At 64.2% G+C, this 12430-nt stretch carries 13 protein-coding genes; 10 read left to right on the top strand and 3 right to left on the bottom strand.

Annotated elements, in window-relative coordinates:
• Positions 1-36: 36 nt before the first annotated feature.
• The 3 genes from AB8Z38_RS12990 to fixL all read right to left on the bottom strand — a co-directional run bounded on the left by AB8Z38_RS12990 (position 37) and on the right by fixL (position 2644).
• Entirely contained in the window at positions 37-426 is a 390-nt protein-coding gene (locus AB8Z38_RS12990; protein ID WP_369725552.1) for a response regulator, read from the bottom strand.
• A 79-nt stretch (positions 427-505) separates the two neighbouring features.
• Positions 506-1123: a response regulator FixJ gene (fixJ, locus tag AB8Z38_RS12985; protein ID WP_369725551.1), complete on the bottom strand. Its 618-nt coding sequence runs from the start codon at positions 1121-1123 to the stop codon at positions 506-508.
• 3 nt (positions 1124-1126) lie between these two features.
• A complete protein-coding gene (fixL, locus tag AB8Z38_RS12980; protein WP_369725550.1) occupies positions 1127-2644 on the bottom strand; it encodes a sensor protein FixL in 1518 nt (505 codons plus the stop codon).
• Positions 2645-2850: 206 nt separating this feature from the next.
• Between fixL and AB8Z38_RS12975 the strand changes: the two genes are divergently transcribed.
• The 10 genes from AB8Z38_RS12975 (at position 2851) to ccoS (ending at position 12375) form a co-directional block, all read left to right on the top strand.
• Entirely contained in the window at positions 2851-3684 is an 834-nt protein-coding gene (locus AB8Z38_RS12975; RefSeq protein ID WP_369725549.1) for a universal stress protein, read from the top strand.
• A 37-nt stretch (positions 3685-3721) separates the two neighbouring features.
• Positions 3722-4147: an HPP family protein gene (locus AB8Z38_RS12970; protein ID WP_369725548.1), complete on the top strand. Its 426-nt coding sequence runs from the start codon at positions 3722-3724 to the stop codon at positions 4145-4147.
• Between the two features lie 315 nt (positions 4148-4462).
• Complete coding sequence (gene ccoN, locus AB8Z38_RS12965) at positions 4463-6112, top strand: cytochrome-c oxidase, cbb3-type subunit I (protein ID WP_369725547.1); 1650 nt, start codon at positions 4463-4465, stop codon at positions 6110-6112.
• Between the two features lie 10 nt (positions 6113-6122).
• Positions 6123-6857: a cytochrome-c oxidase, cbb3-type subunit II gene (gene ccoO / locus AB8Z38_RS12960; protein WP_369725546.1), complete on the top strand. Its 735-nt coding sequence runs from the start codon at positions 6123-6125 to the stop codon at positions 6855-6857.
• Between the two features lie 13 nt (positions 6858-6870).
• Positions 6871-7035, top strand: coding sequence for a cbb3-type cytochrome oxidase subunit 3 (locus AB8Z38_RS12955; protein WP_369725545.1), 165 nt, complete (start codon positions 6871-6873; stop codon positions 7033-7035).
• A gap of 6 nt (positions 7036-7041) precedes the next feature.
• Positions 7042-7917: a cytochrome-c oxidase, cbb3-type subunit III gene (gene ccoP, locus AB8Z38_RS12950; protein ID WP_369725544.1), complete on the top strand. Its 876-nt coding sequence runs from the start codon at positions 7042-7044 to the stop codon at positions 7915-7917.
• Between the two features lie 111 nt (positions 7918-8028).
• Complete coding sequence (ccoG, locus tag AB8Z38_RS12945) at positions 8029-9495, top strand: cytochrome c oxidase accessory protein CcoG (RefSeq protein WP_369726482.1); 1467 nt, start codon at positions 8029-8031, stop codon at positions 9493-9495.
• Between the two features lie 19 nt (positions 9496-9514).
• The gene (locus AB8Z38_RS12940) at positions 9515-10006 is read left to right on the top strand and encodes a FixH family protein (RefSeq protein ID WP_369725543.1); all 492 of its coding nucleotides are present in this window, start codon (positions 9515-9517) and stop codon (positions 10004-10006) included.
• 9 nt (positions 10007-10015) lie between these two features.
• Positions 10016-12208 carry a cation-translocating P-type ATPase gene (locus tag AB8Z38_RS12935; protein ID WP_369725542.1) on the top strand — a complete coding sequence of 731 codons (2193 nt, stop codon included), beginning with the start codon at positions 10016-10018 and terminating at the stop codon, positions 12206-12208.
• Positions 12208-12375, top strand: a complete 168-nt coding sequence (ccoS, locus tag AB8Z38_RS12930) for a cbb3-type cytochrome oxidase assembly protein CcoS (protein WP_369725541.1) — start codon at positions 12208-12210, stop codon at positions 12373-12375. The genes AB8Z38_RS12935 and ccoS overlap by 1 nt, the downstream gene beginning before the upstream one ends.
• The last annotated feature ends 55 nt before the right edge of the window (positions 12376-12430 follow it).

The raw sequence follows: 12430 nt of genomic DNA, 5'->3' as shown, positions 1-12430 counted from the left end.
ATCTTAAGGGGAGGGCCTTACGTAGAATCCCGTAGGTCAGGTGCCCCGCCTCTCCTGGATGGCGCGGCGGATGCGCTTGAGCAGGCTCTCGTCAAGAAGCGGCTTGAAAATCACGTCCTTGACGCCTGCCGCCGCAGCCCGAGCCGAGATATTCCCGTCCGGATAGCCGGTGATCAGGATCACCGGCGTGTCGCCATAGGACCGGCGCAGGCGGCCGGCGAGCTCGATGCCGTTGATGTCAGGCATCTTGTAGTCGATGACATAGCAGTCCGCGCCCTCCTCGACGCCGCTCGCGTTGAGCAGGGTGGTCGCACTCTTGAAGGTTCGCACGGCGAAGCCGTCGGTTTCCAGCAGGAAGCGCAGCGACCCAAGCACAGCGGCATCGTCGTCGACGACGTAGACAGTTGGCTTTGCGGGTGACGACATCAGGGGCCGCTCAGGATCGAGCTATCACAATCATAGCTGGCCCTGCTAGCACAGGCCGGCGCCAGCACCTTGACCTGCCTCAATCCTTCAGCATGCCGGCCCGCATCGCCAGCCGCACCAGTTCCGACAGGCTGTTGGCTTGCATCTTGGTCATCACGTTCGCGCGGTAGACTTCGATCGTACGCGGGCTGATGTCGTATTCGCGGGCGATCAGCTTGTTGGAGAGGCCCGCGACCAGCCCCTCCATGACCTGGCGCTCGCGCGGGCTCAAGGAAGTGACACGGGCGGCGATGTCGTGAGTGATAGCATCGCTTTTGGCGCTGGGCCCAGCCTGGCGGATCGCGGATTCAATCATGATGATGAGGCGGTCATCCTCGAACGGTTTCTCCAGGAAATCGATCGCACCAAGCTTCATCGCTTCGACCGCGAGCGGCACGTCGCCGTGGCCGGTCATGATCACGATCGGAAACGGGCTCGACTGCGCCTTCATACGCTTGAGCAGCTCGATCCCGTCGAGGCCCGGCATCCTTATGTCGGAGACGACGCAGCCGAAGGTGAGGCCGGCGAGGGCGTCGAGGAAGCCCTGTGCGTTGTCGAACAGCGTGACGCCGAAGCCGGAGGAATCCAGCAGGAAATTCAGCGAGTCCCGCATCGCCTCGTCGTCGTCGATAACGTAGACATGTCCCTTGGTCGTCATGAATCAGCTCTCGTCGGCTGCCGGTAGGGTGAAGCGGAATGTTGCGCCGCCCGTTGCATTGCTCTCGGCCCACATCCGGCCGCCATGAGCCTCGATGATGGAGCGGCTGATGGACAATCCCACGCCCATGCCGGTCTCCTTGGTGGTGAAGAAGGTCTGAAACAGATTTGAAGCGACATCGCCCTGGAAGCCGGATCCGGTGTCGGACACCTCCACCTCGATCATGTCGTCGGCGACGCGGCTGTTGGCGACCACGAGCTCGCGCCGGGGCGACTGCGCCATCGCTTCCAGCGCGTTGCGGAACAGATTGACCAGGACTTGCTGGATCTGCACGCGATCGGCAAGGACAAGATCGGCGTCCGGATCGAGATTGAAGCGAAGCTGCACGTTCTGCTCGCGCGCGCCGGCCAGCCCAAGCGCGCCGGCTTCCTCGATCAGCTTGGACAGACTCTCGACCCGCTTCTCGGATTCCCCGCGCGAGACGAAGTCGCGCAAGCGCCGGATGATCTGGCCGGCGCGCAGAGCCTGCTCGGCGGCGCGATCCAGTGCGCTCTCGATCTTCCGCGTGTTCGGATCGGTGCTGCCGGCGAGCAGCCGCTGCGAGCCCTTCATGTAATTGCTGATCGCGGCGAGAGGCTGGTTGAGCTCGTGGGCGAGCGCGGAAGCCATTTCGCCCATCGCGGTCAGCCGCGAGACATGGACGAGCTCGGACTGCAGTTCCTGCAGCCGCGCCTGGGTCTGCTGATGCTCGGTGAGGTCGCGGACGAAACCGGTAAAGTAGGGCTCCCCGCCCGACTGCATCTCGCCGATCGACAGATGCATCGGGAAGGTGGTTCCATCGCGCCGCTTGCCGGTCACGATACGCCCGATGCCGATGATGTGCGGATCGCCAGTGGTGCGGTAGCGCGCGATGTAGCTGTCATGGCGGGAGCGGTCCGGCTCCGGCATCATGATGCTGACGTTCTGCCCGATCGCCTCGTGCTCGGACCAGCCGAACAGGCGCTCGGCCGCCCTGCTGAAGAGCTGGATGATGCCGTGGCCGTCGATGACGATCATGGCATCGGGAATGGTCTGCAGGATCGAGCGGAGGTGAGTCTCGCGCGTGCGCAGTGCTTCCTCGACCTGCTTCTCCTCGTCGATGTCGAGAAAGATGCCGCTGAGATGGCGAGCGGCGCCAGCCTCGTCCCGAATGAGGCCCGCCCGCGCGCGAATCCAGCGCCCCAGGCCTGAAGCATTGGCAAGTCTAAAGGAGACGTCGAAGCGGCCGCCATGCTCGGTGACGTGGTTGATCGCGCTCTCCACGCGCTCGCGGTCTCCGGGCTCGAGCCGCGAGAGCAGGCGCTGATAGCTTGCTTGTTGATCCGGCTCGACCCCGAGCAGGATTCTGGCAGTTTCCGACCATTCCAGCTCGCGCGTGCTGAGGTCAAGGTCCCAGGTGCCGACGCCAAAGCCTTCGATCCGGACGCGGAAATGCTCGCCGCGACTGTCGGTTGGCGGATGCGTCACGCGGGTCGGCGACAAGCGATTGCTCCCATTCTTCCGCGGTAGCGGGATGCGGTTCTGTTGCGGCAATGTCGCCCAAGGCCGGTCTGGAGGCAAGTTCCGATGTCCTGATTGCACTGGCGGATTTCCGGCCCCGCGACGGAGGGCGATTTTGATCTATCTCATCTTCGCAAACCGCGGCGGCCCTACAGTTCATGAAGCGCAGCCCCCAGCGGAGACTCCCGATGATATACGCGACCGTGATGGTCAGCCTGGCCCTCGACCAGCCCAACGAGGCACGTCTTCAGGTCGCGTGCGAGCTCGCCGAGCGATTCGAGGCGGGGATCGTCGGGGTTGCGGCGGCGAATCTCGCCCCGCCGATCTATTTCACGGATGGCGCCGCGGCGCAGGCGCTGATCAACCAGGAGGAGGCCTCGATCAACAGACGGCTCGCCGATCTGGAGGCGCAATTCCGCGCCGCGACGCGAAACCGCGGCGGACGCGCGGAATGGCGGAGCGCCATGGATTTTCCCGCACGGTTCGTGCTCGCGCAGGTACGGTGCGCCGACCTCCTCGTCAGCGGCGGGCAGAGCCCGGCGTTCTCCGATGCTTTCGCGCTCGCAAGCCCCAAGGATCTGGTGATGCAGGCCGGTCGGCCGCTTCTCGTGGTGCCCGATCGGATTAACTGGCTCGATCTGCGCAGCGTGCTCGTGGCGTGGAAGGATACGCCGGAGGCGCGGCGGGCGGTGGCGGACGCGTTGCCGATGCTGCGCAAGGCGAGGGACGTCGCCATCGTCGAGATCGCGGAGCAGGACGACGATCGGTCGGCGGTCATGGCCCGTGTGGGCGACGTTGCCGCCTGGCTCGCCCGCCACGGCGTCACCGCGACCGCGCGCGTCCCGGAAAACGCGGGAAATGAAACCGCCGCCGTGCAATTGGAGAATATCGCCGGCGAGGTCGGCGCGGGCTTGATCATCGCAGGCGCCTACGGTCATTCGCGTTTCCGCGAGCTGATCCTCGGCGGCGTCACCCAATATCTGGTCACGAAATCCGCTCGCTGCGTGCTGCTGTCGCACTGACGGCCGGCGAACACAGACCAATCGAGGAGGACGCGCCGTGTACAAGTTTCTCGAGCAAACCGTCGGCGGCTACATGACGCGCAACGTCCGGACGGCCAGGCGCGATCTCGACCTGCTCGAGCTCAGCGAGATGTTCGAGCGCGACGATTTCAACAGCTATCCGGTCGAGGATGACGAGCAGGTTGTCGGCATCGTCACCAAGTTCGACATCCTGAAGTGCTTCGCCTTCACGCCGAGCCAGATGCTGCCGCGCTATCACGAGCTGATGGGCCGCAAGGTCGGCGACGTCATGACGCCCGAGTTCATCTATGTCAGCCCCGACACGCGGCTGACGCGGGTGCTTCAGATCATGGTCGAGCACCGCATCCGGAGCATCATCGTGCTCGACCACGCCCAGAAGCTGGTCGGAATCATCGCCCGCGAGGACGTCATCGCAGCCCTCAAGGCGAGCGCGCGGGATTGACTTTCTTCCTTCTCCCCTTGTGGGAGAAGGTGGCGCGAAGCGCCGGATGAGGGGTTCGCTCGACGGGAAGGCTTTCGATGCGGAGACAACCCCTCACCCAAACGAGATTGCCGCAATTTCTCGCTGCCCTCTCCCACAAGGGGAGAGGGCACTTCAACTGGCGCCGTCGAATCGTCGAAGACCTGAAGAATTTGGCCAGCCTCCCGATTGGCCCGTCATCGGCATCAACAGAAATCCATCTCCCTTGATTTCAATCAATTCCCCGCGAGCGTGGATGTGGTTTCTGGCTTCGTGTTCTTTCAGAGAGAATCCGCGATGCAGCAGCCCTCCATCTCCAAATCCATGACAACAGGTGAAAGCGGCCTGGCGCTCGTGTTTGCGGTCACCGCCTTTCTCTGCGTGATCGCCTCGGCCAAGGCGGTCGACGCGCCCTTCGCCTTCCACGCGGCGCTCAGCGCGGCTGCGAGCCTGGCCGCGGTGTTTTTCATCATGAACCGCTACTTCGACCGGCCGGCGGCGCTGCCGCCTGCGGAGATCAACGGCCGCCCCAACTACAATATGGGCCCGATCAAGTTCTCCTCCTTCATGGCGGTGTTCTGGGGCATCGCGGGCTTCCTCGTCGGCCTCATCATCGCCTCGCAACTGGCCTGGCCCGCGCTGAACCTCGACCTGCCCTGGACCAGTTTTGGCCGCCTGAGGCCGCTGCACACCTCGGCGGTGATCTTCGCCTTCGGCGGCAACGTGTTGGTCGCAACGTCGTTCTACGTGGTGCAGAAGACCTGCCGCGTGCGTCTTGCCGGCGATCTCGCGCCCTGGTTCGTGGTGGTCGGCTACAACTTCTTCATCCTAATCGCCGGCACCGGCTATTTGCTCGGCGTCACCCAGTCGAAGGAATATGCCGAGCCTGAATGGTACGCGGATCTCTGGCTGACGATCGTCTGGGTCACCTATCTTCTGGTGTTCCTCGGTACCCTCATCAAGCGCAAGGAACCGCACATCTTCGTTGCGAACTGGTTCTATCTCGCCTTCATCGTGACGATCGCCGTGCTCCATCTCGGCAATAATCCCGCGCTCCCCGTCTCGGTGTTCGGCTCGAAGTCGTACGTTGCGTGGGGCGGCATCCAGGACGCCATGTTCCAGTGGTGGTACGGCCATAACGCGGTCGGCTTCTTCCTGACCGCGGGCTTCCTCGCCATCATGTACTACTTCATTCCGAAGCGCGCCGAGCGGCCGATCTATTCCTATCGGCTCTCGATCATCCATTTCTGGGCGCTGATCTTCCTCTACATCTGGGCCGGTCCGCATCATCTGCACTACACCGCGCTGCCGGACTGGACGCAGACGCTGGGCATGACCTTCTCGATCATGCTGTGGATGCCCTCCTGGGGCGGCATGATCAACGGCCTGATGACGCTGTCGGGTGCCTGGGACAAGCTGCGCACCGATCCCGTGCTGCGCATGCTGGTGGTCTCCGTCGCCTTCTACGGCATGTCGACCTTCGAAGGTCCGATGATGTCGATCAAGGTGGTCAACTCGCTCAGCCATTACACCGACTGGACCATCGGCCACGTGCATTCCGGCGCGCTCGGCTGGGTCGGGTTCGTCTCCTTCGGCGCGCTGTACTGCCTGGTGCCGTGGGCCTGGAATCGCAAGCAGCTGTACAGCCTGAAGCTCGTCAACTGGCACTTCTGGATCGCGACGCTCGGCATCGTTCTCTACATCTCGGCGATGTGGGTGTCCGGCATCCTCCAGGGCCTGATGTGGCGCGCCTACACCTCGCTCGGCTTCCTCGAATATTCCTTCATCGAAACCGTCGAGGCGATGCATCCCTTCTACATCATCCGTGCCGGCGGCGGCGCGCTGTTCCTGATCGGCGCGCTGATCATGGCCTACAATCTCTGGATGACCGTTCGCGTCGGCGAAGCGGAAGTTCAGATGCCCGTCGCTCTCCAGCCGGCGGAATGAGGAGTTCTCCATGTCGTTCTGGACACGCCACCAAGTCTTCGAAAGAAACTCGATCATCCTGATCGCCGGCATCTTGCTGGTGATCGCGATCGGCGGTCTCGTCGAGATCACCCCGCTGTTCTATCTCAAGAGCACGATCGAGGCGGTCGACGGGGTACGGCCCTACACGCCGCTGGAACTCGCCGGGCGCAACATCTATGTCCGCGAGGGCTGCTATCTCTGCCATTCGCAGATGATCCGGCCGCTGCGCGACGAGGTCGAGCGCTACGGCCATTTCTCGCTTGCCGCCGAGAGCATGTACGACCACCCGTTCCAGTGGGGCTCCAAGCGTACCGGGCCTGATCTGGCTCGCGTCGGCGCCAAATATTCCGACGACTGGCACGTCACCCATCTGACCAACCCGCGCGCGATCGTACCGCAATCGGTGATGCCCGGTTATCCGTTCCTGGCGCATACCGAGGTCGATCCCGACACGATCGCCGATCACATGCGCACCTTGAGGACCGTCGGCGTGCCCTATACCGACGACCAGATCGCCAACGCCGGCGCCGATATGAAGGCGCAGGCCGATCCGGACAATGCCGGCTCCGACGCCTTCACCAAGCGCTACGCCAAGGCGGTAGTGCGCAATTTCGATGGCAAGGCCGGGACGCCGACCGAGATGGACGCGCTGATCTCGTACCTGCAGATGCTCGGCACGCTGGTCGACTTCAAGATCTACAACGAGAAAGCCAATCTTCGCTGAGAAGGCATCAACGATGAAAGCCATCCTGACACTCGACAATCTCGCATCCGGTCTCGTCACCACGATCTGGACCCCGGTCTTCGTCGCAATCTTTCTCGCGATCATCACCTACGCATTGTGGCCCCGCAACAAGGGCACGTTCGACGAAGCGGCACGCCTGCCGTTGCGCGAGGAGTAAGAGATCATGACAGATCATCACGGCGACTTCGATTCCGTTTCCGGCAGGTCAACGACCGGGCACGAGTGGGACGGCATCAAGGAGCTCAACACGCCGCTGCCGCGCTGGTGGGTGATTACGTTCTACCTCACCATCGTCTGGGCGATCGGCTACTGGGTCGTCTATCCGGCCTGGCCGTTGATCTCGGGCCATACGCGCGGCGTGATCGGGTATTCCTCGCGCGCCGACGTCGCGGTCGAGCTCGCCAACCTCGAGAAGATCCGCGGTGACAAGATGGTCGCGCTGGGTGCGGCCTCGCTCGCCGACATCGAGAAGGATCCCGCGCTGCTGGCGCTCGCCCGTGCCAAGGGCAAGACCGTGTTCGGCGACAATTGCGCCCCGTGTCACGGCAGCGGCGCCGCCGGCGCCAAGGGTTTTCCCAACCTGAACGACGACGACTGGCTGTGGGGCGGAACGCTCGACCAGATCATGCAGACCATCCAGTTCGGCGCGCGCTCCGGTCACGCCAAGACGCATGAAGGCCAGATGCTCGCCTTCGGCAAGGACGGCGTGCTGAAGCCCGACGAGATCGTCACAGCAGCTAACTATGTTCGCGCGCTGTCGGGTCTTCCGACTCGCAAGGGCTATGACGCCGCCAAGGGCGAGAAGATCTTCGCCGAGAATTGCGTCGCCTGCCACGGCGAGGCCGGCAAGGGCAACCCGGAGCTGGGCGCCCCGAACCTGACCGACAAGATCTGGCTCTATGGCTCCGACGAGGCAACCCTGATCGAGACCATCAGCAATGGCCGCGCCGGTGTCATGCCGGCCTGGGAAGGGCGGCTCGATCCCGCCACCATCAAGGCGATGGCGGTCTACGTCCACTCGCTGGGCGGCGGAAAATAGTCGATTTGGATGCGGACAGGGGCGAACAAAAGCGCCCTCGTTTGCGCTGGATCAATCGACGCGGCGGCGCCGGCTCTAGGTTTAATCGCACCTTCTCCAGACTGCAGAGCGATGAACAAACCCGTGAATCCTAGCGAGCCCACATCGGAAGACGACTACGGACCGCTCTACGCAGCCCGCAAGAAAGTCTATCCCCAGAGCGTGTCCGGTACCTTCCGCCGGATCAAATGGGGCCTGATGGCCTTTTGCCTGGGCGTCTACTATTTCCTGCCGTTCGTGCGCTGGAACCGCGGCCTCGGTGCCCCCAGCCAGGCGGTGCTGATCGATCTCCCCAACAGCCGCTTCTATTTTTTCTTCATCGAGCTGTGGCCGCAGGAGGTCTATTACTTCACCGGTCTGTTGATCGTCGCCGCGGTGGCGCTGTTTCTGATGAATTCCGTCGGCGGCCGCATCTGGTGCGGCTATCTCTGTCCGCAGACGGTCTGGACCGACCTGTTCTACGCCGTCGAACGCCTGATCGAAGGCGATCGCCGCGAGCGGATGAAAAAGGACAAATCATCTGACCCGATGAGGCTCGAGCGCATCTCGGAGATCGTGCTGAAGCATTCGATCTGGCTGCTGATCGCCTGGTGGACCGGCGGCGCCTGGGTTCTCTACTTCAACGACGCGCCGACGCTGGTGAAGCAGCTCGTCACCTTCCAGGCGCCGATGATCGCCTATATCTGGATCGGCATTCTCACCGTCACCACCTACGCGCTCGCCGGCTACATGCGCGAGCAGGTCTGCACCTATATGTGCCCGTGGCCGCGCATCCAGGCCGCGCTCACCGACGAATGGGCGCTCAACGTCACCTATCGCTACGATCGCGGCGAGAAGCGCACCTCGGTGAAAAAGGCCGCCGAGCTGCGCGCGCTCGGCGAGCACGCCGGCGACTGCGTCGACTGCTATCAATGTGTCGCGGTCTGCCCGACCGGCATCGACATCCGCAACGGGCCGCAGCTCGAATGCATCCAGTGCGGGCTCTGCATCGACGCCTGCGACAACGTGATGGCCAAGATCGGCCGGCCGACCCGCCTGATCGCCTACGACAACGACATCAACATCCAGCGCCGCCAGGACGGCAAGGCGCCGATCTATCGCATCGTCCGTGCCCGCACTGTCGTCTACAGCGCGATCATCACTGCCGTCGGCGGCATCATGCTCTACACCCTGGCGACCCGCAGCCTGCTCGACGTCAACGTGCTGCACGACCGCAATCCGGTCGCGGTCAGGCTCAGCGACGGTTCGATCCGCAACGCCTATACGGTTCGGCTGCTGAACAAGAGCGGTTACGACCGCGTCATCGCGATCGACGCCGACGGGCCGGTCAATGCCACGATCCATGTCGTCGGAGTGGACTCGGTGACGCCGGACCGGCCGATGATCGTGATCCCCCGTGATGCCACCAGCGAGCTGCGGCTGCTCGTGACCGCGCCGGCGGAGGTCAATCCGGAGAAGTCGATCCCCGTGCGTTTCCACGTGACCGATATCGGCCTCGGCGAGGCCGCGTCCGCCACCGACAATTTCGTTTCGCCCTAGAAAACTCCTGGAGTTCGTCATGGCATCCGCACCGAAGCCGCTGACCGGAACAAAAGTGCTCGCGATATTGGTCGCCTTCTTCGGCGTCGTGATCGGCGTCAACGTGACCATGATGAAGCTCGCGATCGCGACGCTGCCGGGCACCGAGGTCGATAGCCCCTATGCGGCGGGGCTGAGCTATGACCGGGAGATCTCGGCGGCGCAGGATCAGGCCGCGCGCAAATGGCGGGTTGACGCCCATATCGAGCGCAGCACCGATGGTGGCGCCACGCTCCAGGTCGAGGCCCGCGATGCCAGCGGCCAGCCGATGACCGGATTGAAGTTCGGCGGCCGCCTGGAACGGCCGACCGACAAGCGCGCCGATCTCGCGGTCGAACTCGCGGAGGCCGGCGTCGGAATCTATCGCGGCAGCACTGCTTCCGTTGCGCCGGGACAGTGGGACCTCGTGATCGAGGGCGACGCGCGGGGCGAGCGCGTGTTCATGTCGCGCAACCGCGTGATCCTGAATTGAGAGAACCCCATGCAGGTGACGCGCGATTTCTCTCACTATGTCCGGGCCGCCGGCGAAGGCCTGCAGCACATTGATCTCGCCGTCGAAGGTGTGCACTGCGCCGGATGCATGGCCAAGATCGAGCGTGGCCTATCCGCCATTCCCGACGTCACGCTGGCGCGCGTGAATCTCACCGACCGGCGCGTCGCGCTGGAATGGAAGCAAGGCACGCTCGATCCTGCCAGCTTCATCGATCGCCTCGAACAGCTCGGCTACAAAGCCTACCCTTACGAGACCGAGAGCGCGGAGGCGACCGAGGTGGCGGAATCGCGCTTCCTGCTGCGCTGCCTCGGGGTCGCGGCGTTTGCGACCATGAACGTGATGATGCTGTCGATCCCGGTGTGGTCCGGCAACGTCTCGGACATGCTGCCCGAGCAGCGCGACTTCTTTCACTGGCTGTCGGCGCTGATCGCCCTGCCGGCGGCAGCCTATGTCGGCCAGCCGTTCTTCCGCTCGGCCTGGCGCGCGCTGTCGAAAAACACCACGAACATGGACGTTCCGATCTCGATCGGGGTGTGCCTTGCGCTCGGCATGTCCGTGGTCGAGACCATCAACCACGCCGAGCACGCCTATTTTGATGCGGCGATCATGCTGCTCACCTTCCTGTTGGTCGGTCGTGTCCTCGACCAGAACATGCGGCGGCGGACCCGCGCGGTCGCCGGCAATCTCGCCGCGCTGAAGGCCGAGACGGCGGCCAAATTCATCGGCCCCGACGAGATCTCGCAGGTGCCGGTCGCCGCGATTCGAGCCGGCGACATCGTTCTGCTACGCCCGGGCGAGCGCTGCGCGGTCGACGGGACCGTGATCGAAGGGCGCTCCGAGATCGACCAGAGCCTGATCACCGGCGAGACGCTCTATGTCACGGCCGGGCAGGGCACCGCGGTGTATGCCGGCTCGATGAATATCTCAGGCACCCTGCGGGTGCGAGTCTCGGCGGCCTCCGAGGCGACGCTGCTGGCCGAGATCACCCGGCTGCTCGACAACGCGCTCCAGGCTCGCTCACGCTACATGCGGCTGGCTGATCGCGCCTCTCGGCTCTATGCGCCGGTGGTGCATGCGACCGCACTGCTGACCATCCTTGGCTGGGTCGTCGCCGGCGCGAGCTGGCATGATGCGATCGTGACCGGCGTCGCCGTGCTGATCATCACCTGTCCCTGCGCACTTGGACTTGCGATCCCGACGGTGCAGACGGTCGCTTCCGGCGCGATGTTCAAGTCCGGTGTGCTGCTCAATTCGGGCGATGCCATCGAGCGGCTGGCCGAGGCCGATCATGTCATCTTCGACAAGACCGGCACGCTGACCCTGCCTGATCTCGAAGTCACCAACACAGCCGGGATTCCCGCCGATATCTTCCAACTCGCCGGCCGGCTGGCGTTGTCGAGCCATCATCCCGTCGCGGCCGCGGTCGCACAGGCCGCAGGGGCCATATCGCCGGTGATCGGTGCGGTCGAGGAAGCCGGGCAGGGCGTGCGCGCCACGGTGGACGGCGTCGAAGTCCGCCTTGGCCGGCCATCGTTCTGCGGCGCCGAGGCGTTGACCGGCGATGCGACCCATCGCGATCCCGAAGCGTCGGTCGTGGCTTTCAGCAGGGGCAACGAAAAGTTCATCCTCTCGGTGCGTCAGGGCCTGCGTCCGGATGCGCAAGCGGTGATCGCGGCGCTGAAGGCGCGCAATATCGGCATCGAGATCCTGTCCGGCGACCGCGAACCGGCGGTGAGGGCGGCGGCCGACGCCCTCGGCATCGCCGAATGGCGCGCCGGCGTCACGCCGGCCGACAAGATTGCGCGGATCGAGGAATTGAAGCAGCGGGGCGCAAAAGTGCTGATGGTCGGCGACGGCATGAACGACGCGCCCTCGCTCGCTGCCGCCCATGTTTCGATGTCGCCGATCTCGGCCGCGCATCTGAGCCAGGTGACCGCCGACCTCGTCTTCCTTGGCCAGCCGCTGGTGCCGGTGGTTGCGGCGATCGATTCCGCGCGCAGGGCGCTGCATTTGATGCGGCAGAACCTCTGGCTCGCGATCGGCTATAATCTGCTAGCGGTGCCGGTTGCGATCAGCGGAATCGTGACGCCCCTGATCGCGGCGGCGGCGATGAGCGGATCGTCGATCCTGGTGATGCTGAATTCGCTGCGGGCACGCAGCCGCACGCGGGAGATTTTGTGATGGAAATCCTGGTCATCCTGGTCCCGCTGGCGCTCATGCTCGGACTTGCCGGCCTGGTCGGCTTCCTCTGGTCGCTCCGCAGCGGCCAGTATGACGATCTCGACGGCGCCGCCTGGCGGGCGATCGCCGACGACGATCCCCCGGAGCAAGTGCCGGCCAAGCGCTAGCGAAGATCGCCTTCATTGAATCGCCACAGGCCCTGCGGATGGTCAGTCTCCGTCC

This window comes from Bradyrhizobium sp. LLZ17, assembly GCF_041200145.1.
Lineage (GTDB): Bacteria > Pseudomonadota > Alphaproteobacteria > Rhizobiales > Xanthobacteraceae > Bradyrhizobium.
This window is presented reverse-complemented; position numbering and strand designations above follow the sequence as displayed.